The sequence below is a fragment of the Paenibacillus sp. J31P316 genome (assembly GCF_056269105.1).
Window position 1 is genome coordinate 358,712 of record NZ_JBWDNI010000001.1, and the last position, 23,875, is coordinate 382,586.

At 58.0% G+C, this 23,875-nt stretch carries 23 protein-coding genes; 1 reads left to right on the top strand and 22 read right to left on the bottom strand.

The features are described 5' to 3' along the window. Positions 1–17: 17 nt before the first annotated feature. The 19 genes from AC0YNU_RS01505 to AC0YNU_RS01595 all read right to left on the bottom strand — a co-directional run bounded on the left by AC0YNU_RS01505 (position 18) and on the right by AC0YNU_RS01595 (position 19,081). Positions 18–227 (bottom strand): hypothetical protein, encoded by a 210-nt coding sequence (locus AC0YNU_RS01505; protein WP_475752549.1) that lies wholly within the window; start codon positions 225–227, stop codon positions 18–20. A gap of 149 nt (positions 228–376) precedes the next feature. Beyond that, entirely contained in the window at positions 377–724 is a 348-nt protein-coding gene (uraH, locus tag AC0YNU_RS01510) for a hydroxyisourate hydrolase (RefSeq protein ID WP_475752550.1), read from the bottom strand. Then, on the bottom strand, positions 721–1,734 hold the full coding sequence (gene pucL, locus AC0YNU_RS01515) for a factor-independent urate hydroxylase (protein ID WP_475752551.1): 1,014 nt from the start codon (positions 1,732–1,734) through the stop codon (positions 721–723). The genes uraH and pucL overlap by 4 nt, the downstream gene beginning before the upstream one ends. Positions 1,735–1,756: 22 nt before the next feature. Then, positions 1,757–2,257 (bottom strand): 2-oxo-4-hydroxy-4-carboxy-5-ureidoimidazoline decarboxylase, encoded by a 501-nt coding sequence (gene uraD / locus AC0YNU_RS01520; RefSeq protein WP_475752552.1) that lies wholly within the window; start codon positions 2,255–2,257, stop codon positions 1,757–1,759. After that, complete coding sequence (locus AC0YNU_RS01525) at positions 2,254–2,739, bottom strand: nucleoside deaminase (protein WP_475752553.1); 486 nt, start codon at positions 2,737–2,739, stop codon at positions 2,254–2,256. Before AC0YNU_RS01525 ends, uraD begins: the two co-directional genes overlap by 4 nt. Then, a complete protein-coding gene (locus AC0YNU_RS01530) occupies positions 2,736–3,242 on the bottom strand; it encodes a (2Fe-2S)-binding protein (protein WP_475752554.1) in 507 nt (168 codons plus the stop codon). Before AC0YNU_RS01530 ends, AC0YNU_RS01525 begins: the two co-directional genes overlap by 4 nt. A 15-nt stretch (positions 3,243–3,257) precedes the next feature. Then, entirely contained in the window at positions 3,258–5,678 is a 2,421-nt protein-coding gene (locus AC0YNU_RS01535) for a molybdopterin cofactor-binding domain-containing protein (RefSeq protein WP_475752555.1), read from the bottom strand. 52 nt (positions 5,679–5,730) lie between these two features. After that, positions 5,731–6,612, bottom strand: coding sequence for an FAD binding domain-containing protein (locus tag AC0YNU_RS01540; protein WP_475752556.1), 882 nt, complete (start codon positions 6,610–6,612; stop codon positions 5,731–5,733). 152 nt (positions 6,613–6,764) lie between these two features. Further along, on the bottom strand, positions 6,765–7,403 hold the full coding sequence (locus AC0YNU_RS01545; protein WP_475752557.1) for a nucleotidyltransferase family protein: 639 nt from the start codon (positions 7,401–7,403) through the stop codon (positions 6,765–6,767). Beyond that, positions 7,351–8,436, bottom strand: a complete 1,086-nt coding sequence (locus AC0YNU_RS01550) for an XdhC family protein (protein WP_475752558.1) — start codon at positions 8,434–8,436, stop codon at positions 7,351–7,353. The genes AC0YNU_RS01545 and AC0YNU_RS01550 overlap by 53 nt, the downstream gene beginning before the upstream one ends. 228 nt (positions 8,437–8,664) lie before the next feature. Then, on the bottom strand, positions 8,665–9,015 hold the full coding sequence (locus AC0YNU_RS01555) for a hypothetical protein (RefSeq protein WP_475752559.1): 351 nt from the start codon (positions 9,013–9,015) through the stop codon (positions 8,665–8,667). Positions 9,016–9,100: 85 nt separating this feature from the next. Further along, positions 9,101–10,405, bottom strand: coding sequence for a DUF4129 domain-containing protein (locus tag AC0YNU_RS01560; RefSeq protein WP_475752560.1), 1,305 nt, complete (start codon positions 10,403–10,405; stop codon positions 9,101–9,103). Then, a complete protein-coding gene (locus AC0YNU_RS01565) occupies positions 10,402–11,496 on the bottom strand; it encodes a DUF58 domain-containing protein (RefSeq protein ID WP_475752561.1) in 1,095 nt (364 codons plus the stop codon). The genes AC0YNU_RS01560 and AC0YNU_RS01565 overlap by 4 nt, the downstream gene beginning before the upstream one ends. Before the next feature lie 29 nt (positions 11,497–11,525). Beyond that, a complete protein-coding gene (locus AC0YNU_RS01570; RefSeq protein ID WP_475752562.1) occupies positions 11,526–12,491 on the bottom strand; it encodes an AAA family ATPase in 966 nt (321 codons plus the stop codon). A gap of 91 nt (positions 12,492–12,582) precedes the next feature. Next, complete coding sequence (gene serS / locus AC0YNU_RS01575; RefSeq protein WP_475752563.1) at positions 12,583–13,866, bottom strand: serine--tRNA ligase; 1,284 nt, start codon at positions 13,864–13,866, stop codon at positions 12,583–12,585. 297 nt (positions 13,867–14,163) lie between these two features. Next, complete coding sequence (locus AC0YNU_RS01580) at positions 14,164–14,436, bottom strand: hypothetical protein (RefSeq protein WP_475752564.1); 273 nt, start codon at positions 14,434–14,436, stop codon at positions 14,164–14,166. Positions 14,437–14,601: 165 nt separating this feature from the next. Then, on the bottom strand, positions 14,602–16,410 hold the full coding sequence (locus AC0YNU_RS01585; RefSeq protein ID WP_475752565.1) for an ABC transporter ATP-binding protein: 1,809 nt from the start codon (positions 16,408–16,410) through the stop codon (positions 14,602–14,604). A 42-nt stretch (positions 16,411–16,452) separates the two neighbouring features. After that, complete coding sequence (locus AC0YNU_RS01590) at positions 16,453–18,201, bottom strand: ABC transporter ATP-binding protein (protein WP_475752566.1); 1,749 nt, start codon at positions 18,199–18,201, stop codon at positions 16,453–16,455. A gap of 349 nt (positions 18,202–18,550) precedes the next feature. Continuing rightward, positions 18,551–19,081 (bottom strand): ADP-heptose synthase, encoded by a 531-nt coding sequence (locus tag AC0YNU_RS01595; RefSeq protein WP_475752567.1) that lies wholly within the window; start codon positions 19,079–19,081, stop codon positions 18,551–18,553. A 298-nt stretch (positions 19,082–19,379) separates the two neighbouring features. Between AC0YNU_RS01595 and AC0YNU_RS01600 the strand changes: the two genes are divergently transcribed. Beyond that, the gene (locus AC0YNU_RS01600) at positions 19,380–20,375 is read left to right on the top strand and encodes a YpdA family putative bacillithiol disulfide reductase (RefSeq protein ID WP_475753914.1); all 996 of its coding nucleotides are present in this window, start codon (positions 19,380–19,382) and stop codon (positions 20,373–20,375) included. Between the two features lie 182 nt (positions 20,376–20,557). On the opposite strand, the gene AC0YNU_RS01605 is transcribed toward AC0YNU_RS01600, so the two are convergent. The 3 genes from AC0YNU_RS01605 to AC0YNU_RS01615 all read right to left on the bottom strand — a co-directional run bounded on the left by AC0YNU_RS01605 (position 20,558) and on the right by AC0YNU_RS01615 (position 23,853). After that, on the bottom strand, positions 20,558–21,088 hold the full coding sequence (locus AC0YNU_RS01605; protein ID WP_475752568.1) for a hypothetical protein: 531 nt from the start codon (positions 21,086–21,088) through the stop codon (positions 20,558–20,560). Positions 21,089–21,118: 30 nt separating this feature from the next. After that, positions 21,119–21,406, bottom strand: a complete 288-nt coding sequence (locus AC0YNU_RS01610; protein WP_475752569.1) for a hypothetical protein — start codon at positions 21,404–21,406, stop codon at positions 21,119–21,121. A gap of 140 nt (positions 21,407–21,546) precedes the next feature. Beyond that, positions 21,547–23,853, bottom strand: a complete 2,307-nt coding sequence (locus AC0YNU_RS01615) for a thiamine pyrophosphate-dependent enzyme (protein ID WP_475752570.1) — start codon at positions 23,851–23,853, stop codon at positions 21,547–21,549. Positions 23,854–23,875: the final 22 nt, after the last annotated feature.

Consider the following 23,875-nt stretch of genomic DNA (forward strand, 5'->3'; position numbering starts at 1 on the left):
AATGTCTTTTCATGTCCTCAGCCTTGCGGGCCGTCTGCCAGGAGCGTGCGGATTTCGTCCAGCCGGGCAATCATCGTTCTCAGCTCGATGGCGAGGAAATCCTCGTCGGCTTTGCGGAATGCCTCGCGCAGCCGTTCCAGCTGGCCGATGGCGTCCGGAAGCAGCCGGAAGGCGTCTTCCGCATGCTGATAATAGGCGTGTACGTGCGTTGAAGGCGTGTCGCTCACGGGTGTCTTCTCCTCCTTGGCTTGATGCTCAGACTTCACTCTAGCATTTCAAGCCGAAGCGTGTAAAGCGGCACCTTTGCTGCTACTGTCCTTGCTGCACTCGCTGCTCTTGCTGCGCCTCTATCAGCACTTCCCCCTGCACTCCCGTCCTAGCTCCCTCGGTACGTACTGTACCCGAACGGCGCCACGAGAAGCGGCACGTGATAATGAACGCTCGGATCGTTGACGGTAAACCGGATCGGGACCCAATCGAGAAAAGCACGATCGCCGAAATACCCGCCTACGTCGAACAAGAGTTCATACACGCCGGCGTGCAATTCTTCATCGGCAAGCAGCGGCCGATCCACGCGTCCGTCTTCGTTCGTCGTCACTTCGGTGACCAGGATCGGTTCTTTGCCGGACGCGGAATGGACCAGCAGCCGAATTCGCAGCCCCGCTGCAGGAACGCCCCGTGACGTATCGAGCACATGCGTCGTCAGCCTGCCGCCTCCGCTCATGGCTTAGCGACTTCCTTGGCCTCCGCCTGCACCGGATAAAGTCCGTCGGCGTCAAAGCGGAACTGCGGATCCGACAAATCTTCGCGCGTCATGGTGAAGCCCTGGAAGCCGAACGGCGGACGCGGCTCCGTATATACGCCGGCCGAAGTATCCGGGTCCTTGTCCACGATCGTTTCCCATGTCCGGTTGTTGGATTCGAAACGCACTTCGGACAGCTGCGGGAAGCGGTCCAGCATATGCAGCCCGATGCGGGTAATCAGATATTGAATGGACGGCGACGAATAAGCATGGAACGCCTGCTGGGCAAGATCGCGGACGTGCTCCGCCGGGACGTAGCCGCCCCGCTCGCCGTACCGCGCATCCGCGAGATCCCGATAACGCCAATGGATGTTGAGGAAAATATATAAGGGCCGGTCGTAGCTTTCGGGCAGCGTCGTATATTCGTCCCGCACGAAGCCGTAGAAGGAGCTTCCGCTGACTTTGATCAGCTGCAGATCGGACAGCCCGCTCCAATGGTCCGCGACGTCGGCGCCATCCTCCGCGCGTCGCAGCGTCATAGCCGCGAAAGCATGATCATTATGAGAACGGCGATAGACGAGTTCGCTCTCCTGCAGACCGCCGTCACCCCGGACGAGCAGCGCTTGGAACGGAAGCCGGTCGCCGCGGATTTCGATAGCCGAGATATGGGCGTATTTCTCGAAGAACGCCTCGCCGATAAAGGCCAGGAATCCTTCCGTCGTGCTGCCATCGTAATCCGCCGCGCGGCGCAAAATGAAATTCTTCATCGAGTCCGTCGCGACGACGCGGCTGTTGTCGCCTTCGCTGAACGAGGTCATCAGCTGCTCGCTGCTGACGGCGAACGTAATATTGTGCGCGAAAATGACGTTACCGTCTCCCGTGAAAGCGGACTCGGGAATCGGCTTTACTTCAAGCGGAGTCGCATAAGTACGATAAGTCAGCACGTCGCCTTTGCCGTAGTATAGTGTACGGCCGTTGTTTAATTGCAGCATGTCGTCATCCCCTTCGTCGTCGTTACTCTTCAATGCGGCCGTGCAGCCGCAGCTCGGCAATGCGCTGCACTTCCAACAGCGCCTGCCTGCGTTCCTGCTGCTTCGTATGATTCAGGCGTTCAGCCATCGCGGCCAAAATATCCGCTTTCGTCTTCCCGCGGACGGCGATAATGAACGGAAAACCGTGCTTCTCTACATAGGCGGCGTTCAACTCGGCGAACCGTTCGAATTCATACGGCGTCAACCTGTCCAGACCGGCAGACTGCTGTTCCTCTATCGAATCCGCAGTCATGCTGACGCGCGAGGCCAAATCCGGGTGGGCGCGAAGGAGACCGAGGATCCGTTCTTCCGGCGCTTCTTGCACCGCCTGCATCATGGCTTCGAGAAGCTCGTTGACGGAATGGAAGGGACGGCGCTTCCATGCGTTCTCCGCCACCCAGGGCGAATGCTCGAATACGGAACCGAGCTGATGGACGAATATCTCGCGGCCGAGCGTGTTCAACTGCCATAATTGAATGTTCATCGCCAGTACCCCTCGTGAACGGACGCGGCTTCCTGTTCAAGCTCCGAGAACGGACCGATGACTTCGATCGGCTTGCGCCCGCGGTCGAAGACGTCCCTGCAGGGCAGCTGAAGCGTCAAGTTGCGGCCATCGTCGCCGGTCATCGAGGAGAGCCGTTCCTCCGCCATCGCGTAGACGACCGTGCCGACGTTGCCCCAATAAATCGCCCCGGCGCACATCGCGCAAGGTTCCGTCGAGGTGTACATCGTGAAGGTCCACAGCTCTTCTTTCGCGAAGCGCTTGGACGCTGCCGCCATCAATGCGGCTTCGGCGTGACCGGTGCAGTCGCGCTCCGTCACCTCGATGTTGCCCTGCTCCAGCACGACGCTGCCGCCGGCATCGACGAGAATGGCGCCGAACGGCGTGTTTCCCGATGCTCTGGCCTGTCTCGATACCTCGATGCTTCTGCGTAAATAATCGATATGCCGTTCACGTTGATTCACGGTCGTTCCCTCCTTTGGTCAATGGCGCGCTTGACGGCGCGGACGATGCCGCCGTAGCCCGTGCACCGGCAAAGATTGCCGGAAAGCGCCTCTTCGATCTCGTCTTCACTCGGATTCGGGATGTCTTCCAGCAGCGCGGTCACGGAAATAATCATGCCCGGCGTGCAATAGCCGCATTGATAGCCGCCTTCGTCCAGAAAAGCTTGCTGCACGGGGTGCAGCGATTCGGGCTGCGCCAGCCCCTCGATCGTCGTGATCGTCTTGCCGCTGCATTGATACGCCATCGTCAGGCAGGCATTGACCGGTTTGCCGTCGATCAGTACCATGCAGGCACCGCAGCGGCCTATTTCGCACGATCGCTTCGTGCCGGTCAGCTCCAAATCCTCGCGGATGATCGCCAGAAGCCGTTTATCGGCCGGCTGCCGAAGCTGAACGTCTTCGCCGTTTACCGTGCAGTGAAAGACGGATGAGGGCGTAGGCTGCAAGTCGGATTGCTTCTTCATCGTCCTTCCTCCCTTCTAGGTAAACGCAGGGCGCTCGGCAAGCCGCTGCGGATCGATCGGCAGCCGGTTCAGCCGTTTGCCCGTCGCATCGTGAATGGCAGCCAAGATAGCGGGAGCAAGGCCGACGGAACCGATCTCGCCGATGCCGCGCGGTCCGTAATTGTCGCCCTCGGGCAGTTCTTCGATCGGTTCGACGGCCATCTCGCCTGCCGCATCGACGATCGTCGGGATCAAATACGTGTCCAGATTAGCCGTCACGTACTGCCCATCCTGCATGAGCGCTTCCTCCGTCAACGCGTACCCGAGCGCCATGATGCTGCCGCCCTCGATCTGGCCAAGATACCCTTGCGGGTTAACGACCGGACCGGCGGCTACGGTATGATATTGCTCCAGCACCCGAACGCGCCCGGTTAACGTATTGACCTCGGCTTTGACGGCTACGGCGGCGAATGTATATAAGTAGTGCGCGCCGGTTCTCGGGAAAGGCGAGGCTGGAAAAGCGAACGACGTCTCGGCAGCGATCGGCCGCGGAGAGCGGCTGGCGAGCTGCTCGTACGTAAGCAGCAGCCGCTCCTGCGCATCGCCGCGCGCAGCGTCGCTGGCGATATTGCCGCCGGCTGCATGGTCAGCGGCTGCAGCGACGAGGTCGACATGATTGCCGGCAGCTTGCCTGCCCGCGCGGCCGTGCCCCACGCGAGTTGCATGGCTGCTCCAAATGCCGCCGCGGCCGAGACGCAGCCGTTCCTCCGGCAGTCCCAGCAAGACGCCGGCTGTCGCAAGCAGTTCCTTCTGAAATCCCGGACGCAGATGCTGCAGCGATTTCCACATCATCGTCGTCGCTCTGGAAGCAGTCGTCGAACCGCTGTTAGGCACGACGTCCGTGTCGCCGATGACGAGGCGCAGATCGTCAGGGGCAAATCCGAACTGCTCGATCAGCATTAATTCCAGCGATGCGAGCAGCCCTTGACCGCATTCCTCGTAGCCGAACTGAGCTTCGATTTTACCGTCCGGGGACAATTTGAGCCGCCCCCCGCCCGGGTCGGGGATGCCCACGCCGAGCCCGGCTCCATGCATGATGAACGCGGCGCCGATGCCGGTTTTGAGCCATGGCGCCTGCGAATTGTTCATGATCTCGGAGGTTTGCCCCCTCTCTTTCACCGCATGCTTAAGTACGCGTTCGCTCCATAGCGGCGAAGCCGCCAACGCATCCCATACCTGCTTGGCGCCGTTCGTCGGCGCGATCGGCTGCCCGAACGGTCCGGGCGCATCAGGCTCCCTCATATTGCGAAGCCGGAAGTCCCACGGGTCCATGCCGCACGCATCAGCCAGCCGGTCCATCTGTCCCTCCAGCGCGAAGATCGCCTGGTTGCCTCCGAATCCGCGAAACTCTCCGGACATGCCGTTGTTCGTGTAGACCGACACGCTGTCCACCTCGACGCTTCCATAGCGGTAGGGACCGATTACATGCTCCGTTGCGAAGTTCAGCACTTCAGCGCCGAGTGTCGCGTACGGCCCTGTATCTGCCGTAATCCGCACCTGATGCGCGAGAATGGCGCCGCTCTCGTCGATGCCCGTTTTCATGCGGATCACCATGGGATGACGCTTCAAGCCGGCCCTTACCGATTCTTTCCGGGAATTGTGGATTTTGACCGGACGATTCGTTGTCAGCGCGAGCAGCGCGCCGTACGGCTGAACGTTGAGCTCATCCTTGCCGCCGAAGGAACCGCCGATCGGACTCGACAGAATGCGGATCCGCTCCTCCGGCATCGCCGTAATCCGCGAGAGCTGCAGCCGATCCATGAAACCATGCTGCGTCGGCGAATGTACGGTCAACCGGCCGTCCTTCTCCGGCACGAACAAGCCGCCTTCCGTTTCCATGTAGGTGTGCATCTGCCGCGGTGAATCGTAGGTCTCTTCAATAATGTACGTACACGAAGCGAACGCTTCGTCCACATCCCCGCGTTGATAATCGGTCCGATGCAATATATTTCCATCCCCGTGCAGACGCGGCGCACCGTCGGCAAGCGCGGCTGCAGGGCTATCCACGATCGGGAGCAGCCGGTACTCCACTTCAATCAGACTCAGCGCCTGTTCAGCGATCGCATCCGTATCGGCAGCGACCGCCGCGACGGCGTCTCCGACATATCGAACCCGATCGACGCATAACACAGGCTGATCCTGAACCGCGATACCGTATCCGTTCAAGCCGGGAACGTCCCGATAAGTCAGCACGGCATGCACGCCGGGCAGCGCCCGCGCCTTATCGGCATGAATGGCGAGAATTGCCGCGTGGGGATGCGGACTCCGAAGCACCCGGCCGATGAGCATGTCGGATGCGGTCCTGTCAGTGAGATAGGCAAGCGCGCCTGTTACTTTGCCGGGGCCGTCCGGTCTGGCGCGCCAGCGTTCTCCGCTGGATTGGCGGTTTAACAGCATGTTCATCCCTCCTTCGCTGGTTGTCGTCTGTCATCCCGCTGCTTGCAGCGCTTTAAGCCGATACCGCCTCGCGGTAAGTCTGCCATAAGCCGGCGGACATGACGGCCGCCGTCGTTTGCTTACGGTATTCGTAGGAGACGAAAGCATCCTGCCTTGGCTGCACTTCTTGCAAAATCACCTCATAAAGCCGCTCCATCAGCTGCGGGCTCATCATCCGGCCTTGCAGCAAAGCCTCCGATTCCGTAAGCCGTTGGGGAATCATCAATCCGCCGCCAGCCGCTAGACGGATTGATTGGATTACGCCGTCCTGCGATAGAACGGCACGGTACGCCGCGGTGACGACCGAAGGGGTGAATGCCTCCCGCCGGCCGATTTTGTGATAGCCTTCGATGACGCGTTCCGCGCCTCCTTCGAACTCGGATGCATCTCCTAATACCAGCTTGACCTGAAGCAGCAAGCCGGTTGACGGTCTCATACCGCCGCGAATGCCGTCCAGCCAATCGGCTGCAGATTCCGCAGACGGGCGGAGACCGTCATGCCAGTTCAGTTCAGCGTCGCAGACGAGCAGCGCAGGCAGCAGGTCGCCTGTCTTGCAGGCAATGTTGCCCCCAAGCGTTCCTAAATTTCGAATGGACGGAGCGGCAATGTTCTTGGCCGCCTCGCGCAGCAAGGGGATCGATCTGCCGATTAGCGGATCCCTGCGAATGACGGACAGCGGCGTCATCGCGCCAATCGTTAATTCCTTGGCTTGGACGGCGATCCCCCTCATCGCCGGGATGCTGGAGACGTCGATCAGATGACCGGGTCTATGCGCGCCGTTCTCCCATTGCGCCGAAAGCCAGGTGCCACCGGAAATAAATGCGCCTTCCGCACCGAATGTTTCTTTCAGCCGGATGGCTTCCGCCGCATCTTGCGGGTGCCAGATGACGCTCATTGGCCTTCTCCTTCCCATTGGCTAGAGTTTTTTGTCAGCTTATATCACACGTTCGTTACGCTCCATACGCGCATTACTTACAAAACGTCAATCTTGCATAAAACGTCAATCTTGCGCAAAACGCCAATCTCATACATCGATTCCACATTCGCTCACTTCGCTCGCGCTTGTACTTGCGACCAGATCAGCCGCGCTTTATCGAGCTGTTCCTTCGTATCCACATCGACGAACGACCATTCCGACGCATAGCGAACGACCTTTCCCCGATAATCCGGCGACTGCAGAATGCCCCGGGCTCCCGCATCTCCTTCGAGCTGACACAGCTGCGAAAACAACGATTTGCTGAAAATAACCGGAGGCGCCGAAATCTTGCCGTTCCCGCTGGCCACGAAATCGACCGTCGGATCTTCCTTGTAGACCGCTATCAACCGCTGCAGCTGCATGACGGATATAAAAGGCTGATCCGCCAGCGTGATAAGCACGGCGTCTAGCTCTTCCGGCAAGAGCGCCTCTACGCCTGCACGGATCGAACGCGACATCCCCTCCTGCGCGTCCTTGCAGGGGGTAATACGGAATTTCGGCAGACTGCCGAAGCTCCCTGCTTTGTCATAGAGCCAGAGCAGCGGATCTCCGGGACGAACCACGACTACGATCGGCTGGAAGCCGCAGCTGCGAAGCGCAAGAAGTCCGCGGCTGCCGACCGTAATGCCCGGAGCAAGCTCGAGCGGAAGCTTCGCCTCACCCATTCGCCGGCTGAAGCCAGCCGCCAAATATATCGCTCCGATTCTCATAAGATACCGCCCTCCTCTCCCCTTCGCTCACCCTAGTGCTGCGAACCGCAATCAGCTGCGCCGCAATGCTGATGGCAATTTCCCGCGGCCCGTCCGCGCCGATCGGCAGTCCCACTGGCGCATGGACGTTCGGCGATCGCTCGAGCCCATCGAACAGCTGCTCGATCCGAGCCCGTGAGCCAAGCACCCCGATATAACGCAGACCGAGCGGAAGCGCCAGCTCGAGCAGCTCGCGTTCACGATGCAGCTGATGGCTGCAGAGCAGCAAATAATCACCGCTGTGCATCTGCAGCGTCGACGCGATAAAAGCCGGCGTTCCGATTACGCATTCGCCTTCTCCGCGCCCTTCCCGCCAATCGGCCGTAATGACTCGGAAGCCAATGCCCGCAGCCAATCCGGCAACCGCTCTGGCGTCCTGGCCATCGCCGAACAAGATCAATCTTGGCTTAGGCATGATCCGCACGGCCAGATAACCGCTATGCGGTGCAGAACCTGCAGCCATCCGCTTGGATGCGTCTTCTGTCAACGCCGACCGAACGCTTCCCGGCGTTCCGATTTCTTCATCTGAATGACAAGGAACCTCCGCAAGCAAGACATCGTCACCGCAGGTCAACGTGTAGGCAATCGATTCCTCATCCCATTCCCGAATCAGCAGTGCTTCCAGGCCTTGTTCCAGGCAGTCCTGCGTTAAGCGGAGCAGATGCAGCAGTTCGCCGGCTACGGGTTCCAGCAGAATCGTGACTTCTCCGCCGCAGCCCATCGCCTCGCCCCATATGGCATCTTCCTGCGGTCTCATGTTATAGGTGATGCATTCATGTTTGCCTGTCGCCGAGATCGCTTCGGTTCTCGCCTGAAGATCCTCTTCCAGGCAGCCCCCGCTGATGCTTCCAACTCGTCTGCCGCAGGGCAGAAACAGCATCGCTGCGCCTTCCTTCCGATAGGCGTGACCTCTGACATGTACAACGGTCGCCAGTACCGGTGTGCTGCCCTCTGGATGATCGAGGACAACGTTCAACAAGGATGCCATATCCATCGCGCTCTCCTCCTCGGTAATCGACGGCCCGAATGCGGCACGGCTTGCGGCCGCGCATGATTTCCGACTCTCATAGGCTATGTTATGTTATATTATATTACATGAAAACTCGTTAGTGAATGCTTATGTTATGTTTGCGTCAGGTTCATCGATTTGAAGACAAAAAAATCCTCCTTGCCATAGCCCCGATCAGGGCGGCAAGAAGGATGATTTCGTTCCTTATTTCAATTACTGCATGTAATTTTGCGTCGTTGACTGGCCGCTTCCCGCAGTCGGCAAGGAGCCCTGTACTTGAGCCATCGCTTGATGGATCTTTTGCTGAACAAGCTGGATTTGACGCCTTTGGGCATCCATCTGCATCTGAATTTGGTTTTCCGCCAACTTCAGTTCGCTCTCCACGCTGTAGAGCGCTTGGGCGATAGATTGCAAATGCTGCGACTTCGGGTCCAGTCCTGCGCTCTTGAGCGCTTCCTTTGCCTTCAGCTGCTCTTGCTCCTGCCTGATCTTCACCTGCTCCTGAAACTGCTCGTACGATAGCTGCTGACTGTTGATCGATTGTCCCGACAGATCGTTATTCATGGACGTGCCTCCTCGGTATGCATCGGTTTCTGCCGATTTAGCTTGCCCCGTCCATGGATAATTATGTATGCCGGTCCGCGGACAGTCAGGACTTGGTCTGTCCGAGCTGCGCCGCCAATGCTTGTACCTGCTCGTCGCTCAGCTTTCCTCCGGCGTAGCGGACTTGCTGGTACTGCTGCAGGAGCGCTTCGGAGGCGGCTGCCGGAACGGTCTCCAACCCTTTCGCGTTCAGCTCGCCTTGAATTTCGCGAGGCGTCAGATGCGCCTGATGCGGGAAGCCTTTTTTGACGGCATTGCCCACCCAGCGCCGATATAAGTAACGAATGCGCGATTCATTATCCGTCAGGTCCTTCCATTTGACCCGGTCTTCCTTGTTTCTTCCGAAACGCTGCCGGAATGACCGCTCCGTCCTCTTGATCCGCTCGACCTCATCGACGTAGCCGCGAGCCGTTACCGCATGATCCCGTTGGAACAATCCTGCAAACTTTCGGCGAAGGTCGTTCAGCCAGCCAGGCAGACGGTTCAGACGCCGGGCGATCACGTAAAGAAACACGAGGGCGAATAAAGCGACGATGCCGTACATGATGTAATCCGCCCAAGCCGGCAGCTTCTTGGATTCGTCCGCCGGCGGGAGCATCGAAGTCGGGGGCGTCATGTCCTGCACCGGAGGCGGTTCTTGCTGTTGGTCGCCGTTACCGCTGAACAGGCCGGTCAGCCAATCCGCAAACGCATGCCACGCCTGGCTGATCAAATGCTGCTGCTGGAAGGCCAGCGAGATCAGCACGGCAACGCCGATGGCGATGCCGACGAAGATGCGATTATTGCGCCGGACGGAAGGCTCGACCGTCGGGCTCGCCGCGCCGGAGAGCGTCTCGCGTCCGACCATGTTCCGGTTCGTCAGGAACAGCGAGATGAACAGCGCCGCCATCCCCGCAAGGAGATAGAGCGCGCGGTACCCATCGAATGTATCCCGGACGACATCCACGAGCGAGCCGACGAAATAAAGAAAGACGCCGACGATAAAGTCCTGCGAAGCCAGCCGCGCCCCGAGCGGCATTCCCGGAAGTCTGCTGCCCCGATACGCGAAGAATACGGCAAGCACCATGAAGACGATGCTTCCTGCCGTAACGCCCAGAAGAGGGATGCCGCAAGCCGCTGCTACGAGAAGGCCCAGCAGTAATTTCGGAAAAGGATGCACGAACTTGAACAACGCATTAAGGCCATAACCGATCCAATAGACGGCAAGAAGCAGCAAGCAGACGAGCGCGAGTTCCATCGCGCCAGGCGGCTTAAGGACGTAAGCGCCGAGCACGATCGGGAAGAAAAGCATAAGCTCCAGCAGGGAGCCCAAGATCAGACTGCCGCCATAGCGCCTTAACAGCGTACTCATACCGCCTCCGCCTCCTCTGCCGCGATCGGAAGCCAGTCGACGGCGTGGCCGTCCTTCCTCAGCTTCGCCATCATGTTCTCGATGCGTTCGCTCATGAACGCGGAAATAATGACGATGTCGCTCCGTTCGCCCCACTCCGGCGCAAGCTGTTCCAGCATCGCATCGAACGGAAGCGTGCGGGCAATGACGAGCTTCGACAGCTGGCCGAACAAATAATTCAGATGCTCGTGCCCGCCTCCCCGCTCAGTCGTCATGATGCTGCCCGGGTTGTCCAGTTCATGCCCGTTACAAGCGAAAGCGGTTTCAAGTCCCTGTTCGGTCGCCATTTGCAAAATGCCCGCGGCAAGCCGGATGCCGTGCTCGATGACGGCCGTATCGTTGACGGCCTGCCACATGCCGGCGTGATCCTCGACGTTCAAAAGGACGATCAGGCGAAAATCCGCCGTGTAGTCGCGACGGTGAACCTGCAGTCCCCCGGTGCGCGCCGTAGCGCTCCAGTTAATCATTTTGAGCGGATCGCCCGGACGGTATTCGCGAACGCCGCTGATGGCGAACGGATCCTCCACGATCCATCTCCGAACGGCAATATCCCCTTGCCAGCTCCTGGACGGCAGCTGGATCAAGTCGCGGTCCGCCGGGAGCGGATATACGAGCAGCTCGACCTGCAGCGGCACGGATTTCCAGGTGCTGAATAAACCGAACAGATCGCCGAACGTAAGCGAAGCGCTCGAGATCCGATAACAGCCCCGCTGCGCGGCCGAGACGGCATGTCGCCGCGTCAGCTGCTTATTGCCCATCAAGCTGAACAAGCTGCGATGATTTTGAAAATATTCCCCGTTGCTGACGGCGAAGTTGGCATCGCTTTGGAACCGGAGTCCCGCATGAAGCTGCGATTCCACCCGGAGCCAAGGTACGGGAAGCAGCTTGTCGTTCACAAGCTTCTCCACCATCTCGACGTCGTCCCCCTCGAAGCAGGTGCTTACGCTGAACGAACGGGTATAGCCGACCTTGCGCATGCCGAAATACCGAAACAGATAACGCTGCAATACGATGACGATCACGGCGCTAATGATATACCAATGTATGCCCATGTGTGGCCTCCCCTCTGCATTGGCGCCGGCTAAGCGCGGCTGATGAGCGGCGCGTCGGCAGGCACCGGAATGGCCGCCAAAATGCTCTGAACGACATGCTCCGCCGCATCCGCCCGCATCCGCTGCACGCTGCGCAGCGAGATTCTGTGCGCAAGCACAGGCACTGCCATCGCCTTGACGTCGTCGGGAAGCACATGGCTTCTGCCTTGGATCGCCGCTCTAGCCTGGCAGGCGCGCAGGAACGCCTGGCTGCTTCGCGGACTGGCGCCAAGCGCGGCGTCGGGATGCTTGCGCGTCGCTTCCACGATCGCGAGCATATAGGAGAGCAGTTCTTCGCTGACTTCTACGCTCGTATACTGCGACTTCGCTTCTTCGATTTGAGCGGTATCGACGACGGGCACCAGCTGTTCGAGCGGACTGTTCGCCATGAAGCGTTTCATGATCGCGATGCCTTCCTCCGTCGACGGATAGCCCATCTTCAGCTTGAATAGAAACCGGTCGAGCTGCGCTTCCGGCAGCGGGAACGTCCCCTGCTGCTCGACCGGATTTTGCGTCGCGATAACGAGAAAAGGCCGTCCCAGTTCATGCGTCGTGCCGTCGATGCTCACCTGACGTTCTTCCATGCATTCCAGCAGACTGGACTGCGTCCGCGGCGTAGCCCGGTTGATTTCGTCAGCCAGTACGATATTGGCGAACAGAGGGCCGGGGCGGAACTCGAATTCACCCAGCTTCTGATTATAGAAATGGATGCCCGTCAAGTCCGACGGCAAGAGGTCAGGCGTGAATTGAATCCGTTTGAATGCGCCGCTGATCGATTTCGCGACCGCTTTGGCCAGCAGCGTCTTCCCCGTGCCAGGCACGTCTTCGAGCAGGACATGACCCGAGGTCAAAATCGCGATGATCAATTGATCTACAATGTCTTCCTTGCCGACGATGACTTTGCTTACGTTTGCGCGTATGATGCTCGCGGTTTGCGCAATATTCCCCACATTCATCTTGCTGAGCTCCTCTCGTTTTCCAGCGAATGGCAGTGCTTACTCTAGTAGTATACCTGCATTTCTCTCGATGGGCTACCTATTGAGAGCGTTATCGCACCGGGGTAATTGCTTCCATGCCCCGCATGTAAGGCCGCAGCGCCGGCGGAATGTAGACCGTACCGTCCTCCCGCTGATGGTTCTCGAGGAGCGGTATAAGGAGGCGCGGCGTCGCTGCCATGGTATTGTTCAGCGTATACGCATGCTTGAGCTTGCCCGTCTCGTCCCGATACCGGATATTCGAGCGTCTGGCTTGAAAATCGAGCAGCAGCGAAGCCGAATGCGTCTCCCCATAGTTTCCGCGGCTCGGCATCCACGTCTCGATATCGTATTGCTTGAAATTCTTCTGCGACAGATCGCCGGTACAGACGGCAACGACGCGGTAGGGCAGCTCGAGCAGCTGCAGTAGTTCCTCACTGTTGGCCGTCAGCTCTTCCAGCATAGCCAGCGCTTCCGGCATATTCGCCTGGCAAATGACGACCTGTTCGACCTTCGCAAACTGATGCACGCGGTAGAGTCCTTGCACGTCCCTCCCCGCCGAGCCGACCTCGCTCCGATAACAAGCGCTGATCGCGCCGAGCAGCTTCGGCGCTTGGAGATCGACGATCTCCCCGCCATAATACGAGACCAGCGGTACCTCCGAGGTACCGGCCAGCCACTTGTCTTCGCCTTGGATGGCATAGCTTTGGTCGCGGTTGCCTGGGAAGAAGCCCGTCGATATCATCGTCTCCTCCTTGACCATGACCGGCACATCTAATACGTCGAAGCCTTTGCTGATCAACAGGTCCAGCGCCAGCTGCTGTACGGCGCGATGCAGCATTAAGCCGCCGTTCTTCAGGATATACTGGCGGGTTCCTCCGACTTTGACGCCGCGCGGAATGTCGATGATGTCCAGCGAGTCGCCGAGCTGTACATGGCTTTGCGGCTCAAACGCAAATACAGGGAGCTGTCCCGCTCTCCTTACCTCCACATTATCACGGTCGCTTGCCCCATCCGGCGTATCCGGCGAGATGAAGTTCGGCACTTGCAGCATCAGCACTTGGAACTGACGCTCCAGCTCCCGATGCAGCTCTTCCGACTGCTTCAGCTTGGTCAGCAGCGCCGCCGTATCCTGCTTCGCGCGATCCGCCTCGTCCTGCCGCCCGTCGCGAAGCAGCTGTTCTACCGCCTTCGAACCGCGGTTGCGTGCCGCGCGCAGCTCCTCCATCTCTCGTTGCTCCGCCCGCCGCCGTTCATCGACCTTCAGCAGCTCGTCGATCTCGATCGCGATGCCCTTCCGTTTCGCCGCCGCTTGAACTTCCTCTGACCGTTCTCGAATCACTTGAATTTCCAACATGTCGAACACTCCTCGATTGGTTTTGGGTAAACAAAAAACGCGCTCCGATCCCACTATCATGGGACGAAGAACGCGTTCGCGGTGCCACCCAAATTAGTCAATCCAGAATTGACTCTCTCGGTTCCGCGGGTAACGGCGCGGTGCCGGACTGCTTGGAGAACGAGGCATGAGCATGCCTGTTCTGTACGCAACGCCTCCGAGTTGGATACTCATCATTGGCCTGTTAGCTTATTGCATGAAGTATAGCAGAGCATCCGCCGGATGGCAACCGGCATTGCCCCAGTTCGGTCCTGCGAATTAAAGCACGGAAGAGATGAGCTCGTTATCCAACACTTCGCGCTCGAACGCTTCGGCGTACTTGGACATGCAGTTGCAGTAGTAGTCTCTTCTGCAGATCGGGCAAGGCACCGTCAGAAGGCGGTTTACGCCGATCAGCTTCCATTCTGGATTCTTCGAGAAAATGAGCCGTATTTGCGTATTGTCGGACATCGTTACGACGAAATGATATAGACCTGCTGCCGGATTCACATCAGCCGCTGCAAAATCTTTAAATTTAATGTTGAATTTCATAATCGATCTCCTGTTTTTGTAGATTTGAAAATTCCTTGTAAGCTTATTAAATTTGCGTCTGAATGTCAATTTATTTATCTAGTCTATCCCAATTGCGAGCCTCTCAATCATGCAAAGAGGCAGTTCTCTTCCTATTAGAAGAGAACTGCCCCGGCTCGGGCTCTACTAAGCGCCCGTCTGGATGGCCAGCGACTGCTGCATCTCGAATTGGGTCATGTACAGCTTCTTGTACAGACCGCCCTGCTTGATCAGTTCGTCATGCGAGCCCTGCTCGGATATTCGGCCGTCCTGCACGACGAGAATGACGTCCGCGTCCCGAATGGTCGACAGCCGGTGCGCGATAATGAACGCGGTACGACCCTCCAACACCGTCTGAAGCGCAGCCTGGATATGCTGCTCCGTCTCGGTATCGACGCTGGACGTCGCCTCGTCGAGGATGAGGATACGCGGATCCGACAGCAGCACTCGGCCGAAGGCCAGCAGCTGGCGCTGACCGACGGACAGCTTGGAGCCCCGCTCCTCGACCTGCGTCATGAAGCCGTCCGCGAACTGCGAGGCGAACTTATCGATACGGACGCTTTCCGCGGCCTGGTGGAGCGCTTCATCGGAGGCGTCTTCGTTGCCGTAGCGGAGATTGTCTTCGATCGTGCCGGAGAAGATAAACGAATCCTGCAGCACGATGCCCATTTGCCTGCGCAGCGATTCCAGCTTCACCGACGATACGTCCTGGCCGTCAATCAAGATCGTCCCGCCTGTCGCGTCATAGAAACGCATGAGCAAATTGACGATCGTGCTCTTGCCGGCTCCCGTCGGCCCGACGAGCGCGACTCGCTGCCCCGGCTTGATGCGCAGGTTCACATTCCGCAGCACGTCCGGCTTATCTTCCCCATACCGGAACGATACATTGTCGAAGACGACCTCGCCTTGAATTTGTTTCATCGCCTTGGCATCCCGGCGATCCTTCACTTCCGGTTCGGTATCGAGAATCTCGAAGATCCGTTCCGCCGAAGCCATCGCCGACAGCACTTGGCTGTATACTTTGGACAGCGCGCTGAGCGGTCCCCAGAAACGCCACAAGTAGTTGATGAACGCCATGATGAAGCCGAGCGTCAGCTCTTCGTTCATGACTTCCCGCGCGCCGAACCATAACACGATGCATGTTCCGATCATCCCGATCATCTCGACGGACGGCCATACCATCGATTCCAGCGTGATCGCGCGCATGAACGCGTTCTTGTTGCGCGTATTCAACTGCTCGAATCGCTTATTGTTCTCCTTCTGCCGGGAGAAGGCTTGGATGACGCGAATGCCTTGGATCGTTTCGTTCAGATTGCCGTTAATCGCCGACATCGTCTTGCGGGAATGCGACCAGGAGCCTTCGATCTTCGGCTGCATCAAACCTACGATGATGTACAGCAGCGGCAGCGTAATGAAGGATAATAGCGCCAGTTTCCAGTCCATCCACAACAGGATGGCAATGATGCCGACCAGATGCGTGAATTCCATGACCATCGTGATCAATCCGCCGTTGATGAGCTCTCCGATGGCATTCGTATCGTTCGTAATCCGGGACATGATCTTCCCTGCCGGCCTGCCGTCGAAGAATCGGAACGACAAGCTCTGCAGGTGATTGAACAGCTGCTGGCGCAAGTCGAACAGGATGCGCTGCCCCGTGAAATTGATCATCTTCGTATGCAGATATCCGAGCAGCCAGCCGATGGCTTTAGTACCGAGCAGTATGGCACCGAGGAGGTTAATGATCATAAAATCTTTATCCATGATGCCGTTATCGATGATGTATCTGACAAGCAGCGGCTCTGCCAGGCTGAGTGCCATATTAATAAGAACAATGATGGTAACAAAGGTTAATACCTTGCGATAGGGAAGCACATAGCGGAAGAGCCGCTTCAAATATGCGCGGTTAAACGGCTTCTCTTCGATCTCTTCGCCGGAATCCCATTCCACCTGACTCACGTCTATCCCCTCCTGAATCTCGATATGGATGCCATTCTGACGCTACCTTGAAGCGGCAGCTTCCTGCATTTGGAACAGGTTGCGGAAGAATCCTTCCTGCGCGAACAGCTCCCGATGCGTCCCTTGCTGCACGATCCGTCCGCGGTCCAGCACGACGATGCGGTCTGCCCGCTTCACGGACGACAAGCGCTGCGCGATGATGAACGTCGTGCGTCCCTTCATGACCTCGAGCAGCTCCTCGTGAATGGCCGACTCCGTAGCCGTATCCACGCTCGCCGTCGCTTCATCCAAGACGAGAATCGGCGGATCCATCAGGATCGCCCGGGCCAACGCGACACGCTGCCGCTGTCCGCCGGACAGCCCAACCCCGCGTTCGCCGATGATCGTGTCATAGCCGAACGGCATGCCTTCGATGAACGTATGAATCTGCGCCTTGGAGGCCGCCCATTCGATCTGCTCCTGCGTCGCTTCGGGAACGCCGTAAGCGATATTCTCGCGGATCGTGGCGGAGAACAGGAACGTCTCCTGCGGCACGATGCCGATCTTCCTGCGCAGGCCTTCGAGCTCGTAATCTTTGACGTCGACGCCGTCGATCAGCAGCGCTCCGCGGCTCACGTCGTAGAACCGCGACATCAGCGCGATCAGACTGCTTTTGCCGGAACCGGTTGCGCCAAGCACCGCGATAACTTCCCCCTGCCGCACGTTCAGCGTGATCTCTTCCAGCACGCCGTCTTCCTTCTCCGGATCTTGATCGGCGAAATGGAACGCCACGTCTTTGAACGCGACATTGCCCTCGATTCGCTTCACGTCCTGGCTGCCGTCCGCTTCCGCAGCGATGTCGACAGGCGTATCCAGCACCTCGAATACGCGCGGCGCCGCTTTCATCGCTTGCTGCATGATGTTGATCTGCCAGCCGAGCATGTTCAGCGGCCAGATAATGCCCCATGTGTACCACTGGAACGCCATGAACGTACCGAACGACATCTTGTCGTTGGCAACGTACAGCGCGCCGAACCATACCATCGTGACGAACACGATGCCGCCGTAGAAGTTCATCAGCGGAAAAGCTGCCGCTTCCATCTTCGCCCGCTCCATGTTGGTCGCGAAGTTATCCTCGTTGCGCGCTTCGAATTTGCGCTGCTCCACTTTCTCGCGAGCAAATGCCTTGACGACCCGGATGCCGGAAATATTCTCCTGCAAAGTCGTCGTTAATTTGCCCATCTGCTCCCTGACCTGGCCCCACGCCGGACCGACCTTCTTATTGAACCGGTACAAGGCGTACATGAGCAGCGGAATGGTCGCCATGCTGAGCAACGTGACCTGCCAATTCATGAACAGCATGAAACCGATCGTCCCGATGAAGGTTAAAGCCCCGGTAAACATGGCCATCGCGCCGAAGCCGATGAAGTTCTTCACGGATTCGATATCGCCGGTCATTCGCGACATTAACTGTCCGGTCTGCGCTTTGTCGTAATAGCTGAAGGACAGGCGCTGCAAATGCGCGTACATCTCTGCTCTAAGCTTGAAGATGACGTTCTGGCCGACAAGCTCCTGCGAGCGGCCCTGCACGAACATGGCCAAGCTTTTGGCCACCTGGATGCCGGCCAGTGCCAGCGTAAAGCCCAAAACCATTTTTACGTTCTTGTTTGCGATCCCCTTATCGAACACTTCTTTGAGCAGCCAAGGCGCCGTTAGGTCAACGATCGTTCCGAAAACCAGCAGCAGCACCGAGATCACGACCCATTTCAGACTGGGACGCAAATACTTCAGCAAGCGAAGCATCATGTTCATGGCCTGTATTCCCCCTTTATCAAAACCGGTCCGAGCGATGCCGCAACAAAAAAGGAGACCTCGAGCCGCATGGCTCAAAGTCTCCTTAAACGCACGTAACAGGGCAGCTGGCTACAGCTGTCTCGTGCGCAAGAAGTCGGGCCGATGGACTGGATTCAGTTCAGTTCTGATCGCGTCATTCATGAAGTAAATCATATCCATCGCCCTCCTTTTCATTGTCATTATTCGCCGGAACATCCAAATCTTATCATCACTTCCAGCAGCGCGCAAGAGGCTCCGCCGAAATAAATTGTTTGAATTAGGTATCATAATCGCTGACCGCAGCCACGGCGCAAGCTCTGCCTTCGGCTTACAGATCGCGCATTTCGAAATCGGAGGCGGTTATCCCTTGTTCCACCGCAAATTCATAATCCTCGATATCGTACACTTGAACGGGCACTTCGGCTTCCAGCAGCTTATCCTGGAATTCGAATTGATCGGATAAGAGCGGCACGCTGAGCTTCATGGACGTCAGCAGAAGCTCCGTCTCGATCGGGTCGAAATATTCGCCGTATTGGGCATTGTCCACGGCGTACACGACCGTGAACTGAACGAGGTCATTCAGCAGCAGCGGCGAGCTTTCGCGCCAAGGCATCTGCAGCGAGCGCTCGATCTTCTTGCGGTTAAACGGATCCTCGAAGAACGCGATCAGTTCTTGAATCTTGCCTTTCACGTGCTTATCGTCCTCCGGATCGTCCATTACGGGCTCCGAGCCATCTTTCATATCGTAAAGCTCCATGATCGTCGAATATGGCAAGACAAAATCGACCGGCCGGCTTGGCACGAGCAATTGACCATAGGTAGCAACCATTACGGCTTCAATAACGAATCGCCGTCGCATTCTATCTCCCCCTTCAAGCAGTGATAGCTTATTATACAACATATTGTTCCCGCGACACAGAGCCAAATGCTTGATTCCGCAAGGCAGACATCCATCTTATGCTTTCGTAACAGGTACCGTTAAGTAAACGCTCCCGTCAACGCGCGCTTCTCACCGCCCCCTCCAGTTCCATCGCCAACAGGGTATTCTCGCCTGTGTTCCCGCCAGCCGGCGCGCGTCCGGCACGTGATTATGATAGAATTAATCGTATTCCTGTTTAGGCTTCCTATGCGCATTGGAGTTGATCTTAATTATGTTTATGCCAGACGAACAAGTAATTATTATTGGTGCCGGACCATGCGGGCTGGCCGCCGCAATCGAATTGCAGGCGGCCGGATTCAAGCCGCTCATCATCGAGAAACGGAACGTCGTCCATTCCATCTCGCAATATCCGACGTACATGCACTTCTTCAGTACGCCGGCCAATCTCGAAATCGCGGATATCCCGTTCACGACCGCAAGCGAGAAGCCATCGCGGCTGGAAGCACTCAACTATTACCGTACGGTCGCGCTTCGCCGGAACGTTCGCATTCATGCCTACGAGACCGTAGCTGCCGTAGAGCCGCAGCAGGACGGCGGTTTCGTGCTCCGCAGCTCCGACCGTTACGGGGAGGCACGACAATATCGGGCTCGGGCGGTTATCGTCGCGACCGGTTATTTCGATCATCCGAACGTGCTTGGCATTCCCGGCGAAGACATGGACAAGGTCACCCATTTCTTCCGCGAGGCCCATCCGTACACGGGCATGAACGTCGCCATCATCGGCGGCAGCAATTCCGCGATCGACGCGGCGCTTGAGCTGGACCGCGTCGGCGCCAGCGTCACTGTCGTCTATCGCGGCGAGTCTTACTCATCCAGCATCAAGCCATGGGTGCGGCCCAACTTCGAAGGTCTCGTCGGCAAAGGTCGAATCGGCATGCGCTTCGCTTCGCGGGTCGTCGCCATCGGACCGAGAACCGTGACGATCGAGCACGAAGGCGAACGCGAGGAGCTTGCCAATGATTTCGTGCTTGCGCTTACGGGCTTCCGTCCCGATCGGGCATTCCTGAACGCGACCGGCGTCACCATGGAAGACGAAGGCTATCCGACCTTCGACGACGAGACGATGGAAAGCAATGTGCCGGGCGTCTATTTGGCCGGCGTCGTCGCCTCGCGGCACAAGGCGAACGAGATCTTCATCGAATCCGGACGCTTCCACGGCCGTAAAATCGCTGCGCATTTGATCCGATCCGGCGTTATCCAAGCCAATCGGTAATCAACATGACCGAGTAGAACGCGATGGCCGTCGTAACCCGGCAACTGAAAAGGCTTTGATTCCGGCAGCCAGTCGACTGTAAAGGAATCAAAGCCTTTTGTCTGTAAACTTGTCTAGTCTAGAAAAATGTCAGCAATAGTGCCGAGGTTCGTGTCGGAATCCGCGACCGCAGCCGGCCGAATTCAAAGGCTCGCAATCGGCTGCAGGCCGTCCGAATCGGCGCCTGAGACCGTAATCAAGGTCGCGATTTTTTGCAGGCGAATATATTCGCTGTTCGCGAGCTCCGTGCGGAAATAAGAGAACATATAAGCCGCCTCGATAAACGTCAAGCCCGGATAGACGGCGATGTTCTGATTCGAGAACGGATTGTCCAGCAGCACCTGCCACTCGCCTTCGCGGCTGGACGCCGGGATATCCCGGAAAATCTGGGCTTTGGTGCGGATGATGCCGTCATACTCGCGCCATATGTAAGTCCAGGACGGACTCATGCGCCCGGGCTCGGGAACCGCCTCCATCGCCCGTCGCAGCAGCTCGGCAGCCACGCTGCTCTCCCCGTCCTCGTAAACGCGGAGGTAGACTCGGAATTCGTCCAGAAACTTTCGCATCGGCGTGAATCCCGCCTGTCGCAGCGCCTTGCCGAACGTTTCGATCTCGCTGCCCGCCCGCAGCTCCTTCAGTTGAGCGAAATGATTATCCACGCTTGTATCATTCATATGAGCTTGCCCTCCTGCGCATATCCGGATCTAGCCTTTGACGACGGCGATCGTGCCGTCCGGCTGCAGCTGCAACCTGCGCCTGCCGTCGTTGTTCAGCTTGACGTTGAACAGCTTCAGACGCTCTTCCTGGACCTCAAGCAGGTCCCAGCCGCTGTCGTCCTCGTAGCCGGCAAGCGCCAGCGCCTCGCTCGCCTGCTGCTCGGCCGTCTCGTTATCCTCCCACCATAACGCGCCGTAATATGCAAAATCATAGACATTCTTCAGCATGCCGCACGCGATTTCCCCGGTCGTGCGGTGACGTAATACGATTGGCATCCTCCTAGCTCCCTTCTGCCACGATCGTCAAGATCCTTTCTTCAATGCCCGAAATCAAACAAAGACACGGCACTTTCGACGCCGCGCCTTTGCTTGAAGACCGTGAATGCCGCGATAATTGATTACGAGACTCTCGACAATTACAGATACATGTTTTCGTGCTTCGCTTTGAGACGCTGCCAGCGCCGATCGACCTCGTCCTCGAAGCTCTTAAGCGCGTCGGCATACTCCGGACGCGTCATATGCTTCGTCTTGCCCATGTTCTTAAGCCAATCGCCGAGCGGAATCCGCTTGCCCTTCTCTTCCGGGTTGTACGTGATCGTGGTAATGCCCTCCTCCACCTCGTACATCGGGAAGAAGCAGGTATTGACCGCTTCGTCAATCAAGGTTTGCCCGATTTTTTCTTCGGACAGCCAGTTCAGCGGGCAAGTGATCAGAATTTTGCCGTAAACGAGACCGACGTTTTGCGCGTAGTACTGGGCTTTCGCCGCCTTGCGCAGCAGATCCTGCGGCAGCGATTCCGAGCCGGTGAAGACGTACGGAATGTTCGTGGCTGCCATGATTTGCGCGGTGTCCTTGTGATGGAACAATTTGCCGCCTTGATGCTTGCCGACGTTCGACGTCGAGGTACGGTGGCCGAGCGGCGTCGAGTACGACAGCTGCGCGCCCGTGTTCATGTAGCCTTCGTTATCGTATTCGAGAATGATCATCTTATGGTTGCGCAGCGCGCTGCCGATTGCCGGCCCCATGCCGATATCCATGCCGCCGTCGCCCGTGATCATGACGAACGTGAAATCGTCCTTCAAGCCGTATTGATCCAGCTCGCCGCGGCGCTTGCGCTCCCAGAACATCTCGACGACGCCGGACAGCGTGGCCGCTCCGTTCTGAAACAGATTGTGAATGTACGTCGCTTTATGCGAGGAGTACGGGAAGCCGGTCGTAACGACCATCGCGCAGCCTGTTTGGTACAATGCCACGATGTCGCCCTCGATACCCTTGAAGAACAGCTCCAGCCCGGAGAAAATGCCGCAGCCCGGACAAGCGCCATGCCCCGGAGCCAGCCGCTTCGGCTTCTTCGTCAGCTGCCGGACCGGCGGTACCTTCACCTTCAGCTTGCCGCTCGCTTCATCGCGGTCGACGGTGATGAGACCCGTCTTGAGATCCTCGTACTTCAGCGGCTCCAGCACGCGCTTAGGCGCCTTGTCGGGATCGCCCGGCGAATGGCCCCAATAGTCGAACGGCACGTCGACCTTGCCCGTGCTCGCCGCTTCAATCGCCAGCTCGAACAAATGATGGCCGTCCTCGGCGTAGAAGTCTTTGCCGCCAAGGCCGTAAATGCGGCTGATGACCAGCGTATCCTTGACGCCGTGCGTAAACAGCGCCGCCTTGATCTCGTTGGTCATATTGCCGCCGTGACCGCCGTAGGAGTCGGCGCGATCGCCGATCGTGACGGCCTTAACGCCGCGGAGCGCTTCCGCAATCTGCTTCGCCGGGAACGGACGGATCATATTCGGCGCAATGGAGCCGGCCTTGATGCCCTTGGCGCGCAGCTGATCGACGACGTCCTTGATGATCTCGGATGCCGAGTTCATCAGGAAGACGGCCACCTCGGCGTCATCCATGCGGTACAGATCGAGGATCTGATAGTCTCTGCCCGTCAACACGGCGTATTCCTGGCGAATGCGGTCGAACACTTCCGATGCGTTGTACATCGCCATCGACTGCTGATAACAGTTATTGATGTAGTCAGGCTCGTTCATGTACGGCCCGACCGTAATCGGATTATTGCGGTCCAACACATGCTTGAAGCCTTCGGGCGAATGCTCGCCGACGAACGCATGCACGTCGGCCCGGTGGGCAAACGTCTGCACGCGGCGCTTCTGATGGGACGTGAAGTACCCGTCGGATGCTACAAGCACCGGCAGACGAACCTCAGGATCCTCCGCAAGCCTCAGCGCGATGATGTTCATGTCGTACACCGCCTGCGGATCGCGGCACATCAGAATCGGCCATCCCGTATTGAGGGCGAAGTACAAGTCGGAGTGGTCGCCGTGAATATCGAGCGGACCCGATACGGAGCGGCAGACCAAATTCATGACCATCGGGAAGCGCGTACCCGATTGGACCGGCATTTGCTCGAGCATATAGAGATATCCGTTCGAGCTCGTCGCATTGAATACGCGTCCGCCGGCGGCCGAAGCGCCGTAACAGATACCCGCGGAGCCGTGTTCCCCGTCCGCCGGAATCAGCTTGATGTCGTGCTGGCCGTTCGCTTTCATGAGATCGAGGAATTGCGCGACCTCCGTGGACGGCGATATCGGAAAATAACCCATGACGTGATAGTTGATTTGATGCGCGGCGTAAGCTGCCATCTCGTTGCCCGATTCGTATACCATCCGCTGCTCGACCGTGCCCGTGCTCACTTCTTTGTTAATTTCAATGGCCATGTGAAAGCTCCTCTCTTTCGTG

Bases quoted from the DNA above. Each gene is read 5' to 3' on its own strand.
- AC0YNU_RS01570 (WP_475752562.1), bottom strand. From the start codon at position 12,491: ATGAATGTGGGGAATATTGCGCAAACCGCGAGCATCATACGCGCAAAC.
- pucL (WP_475752551.1), bottom strand. From the start codon at position 1,734: ATGCTGCAATTAAACAACGGCCGTACACTATACTACGGCAAAGGCGAC.
- AC0YNU_RS01595 (WP_475752567.1), bottom strand. From the start codon at position 19,081: ATGCGACGGCGATTCGTTATTGAAGCCGTAATGGTTGCTACCTATGGT.
- AC0YNU_RS01555 (WP_475752559.1), bottom strand. From the start codon at position 9,015: ATGAATAACGATCTGTCGGGACAATCGATCAACAGTCAGCAGCTATCG.
- AC0YNU_RS01565 (WP_475752561.1), bottom strand. From the start codon at position 11,496: ATGGGCATACATTGGTATATCATTAGCGCCGTGATCGTCATCGTATTG.
- AC0YNU_RS01535 (WP_475752555.1), bottom strand. From the start codon at position 5,678: ATGCTGTTAAACCGCCAATCCAGCGGAGAACGCTGGCGCGCCAGACCG.
- AC0YNU_RS01600 (WP_475753914.1), top strand. From the start codon at position 19,380: ATGCCAGACGAACAAGTAATTATTATTGGTGCCGGACCATGCGGGCTG.
- AC0YNU_RS01550 (WP_475752558.1), bottom strand. From the start codon at position 8,436: ATGGATATGGCATCCTTGTTGAACGTTGTCCTCGATCATCCAGAGGGC.
- AC0YNU_RS01560 (WP_475752560.1), bottom strand. From the start codon at position 10,405: ATGAGTACGCTGTTAAGGCGCTATGGCGGCAGTCTGATCTTGGGCTCC.
- AC0YNU_RS01545 (WP_475752557.1), bottom strand. From the start codon at position 7,403: ATGAGAATCGGAGCGATATATTTGGCGGCTGGCTTCAGCCGGCGAATG.
- AC0YNU_RS01530 (WP_475752554.1), bottom strand. From the start codon at position 3,242: ATGAAGAAGCAATCCGACTTGCAGCCTACGCCCTCATCCGTCTTTCAC.
- AC0YNU_RS01605 (WP_475752568.1), bottom strand. From the start codon at position 21,088: ATGAATGATACAAGCGTGGATAATCATTTCGCTCAACTGAAGGAGCTG.
- AC0YNU_RS01615 (WP_475752570.1), bottom strand. From the start codon at position 23,853: ATGGCCATTGAAATTAACAAAGAAGTGAGCACGGGCACGGTCGAGCAG.
- AC0YNU_RS01580 (WP_475752564.1), bottom strand. From the start codon at position 14,436: ATGAAATTCAACATTAAATTTAAAGATTTTGCAGCGGCTGATGTGAAT.
- AC0YNU_RS01590 (WP_475752566.1), bottom strand. From the start codon at position 18,201: ATGAACATGATGCTTCGCTTGCTGAAGTATTTGCGTCCCAGTCTGAAA.
- uraD (WP_475752552.1), bottom strand. From the start codon at position 2,257: ATGAACATTCAATTATGGCAGTTGAACACGCTCGGCCGCGAGATATTC.
- AC0YNU_RS01540 (WP_475752556.1), bottom strand. From the start codon at position 6,612: ATGAGCGTCATCTGGCACCCGCAAGATGCGGCGGAAGCCATCCGGCTG.
- uraH (WP_475752550.1), bottom strand. From the start codon at position 724: ATGAGCGGAGGCGGCAGGCTGACGACGCATGTGCTCGATACGTCACGG.
- serS (WP_475752563.1), bottom strand. From the start codon at position 13,866: ATGTTGGAAATTCAAGTGATTCGAGAACGGTCAGAGGAAGTTCAAGCG.
- AC0YNU_RS01610 (WP_475752569.1), bottom strand. From the start codon at position 21,406: ATGCCAATCGTATTACGTCACCGCACGACCGGGGAAATCGCGTGCGGC.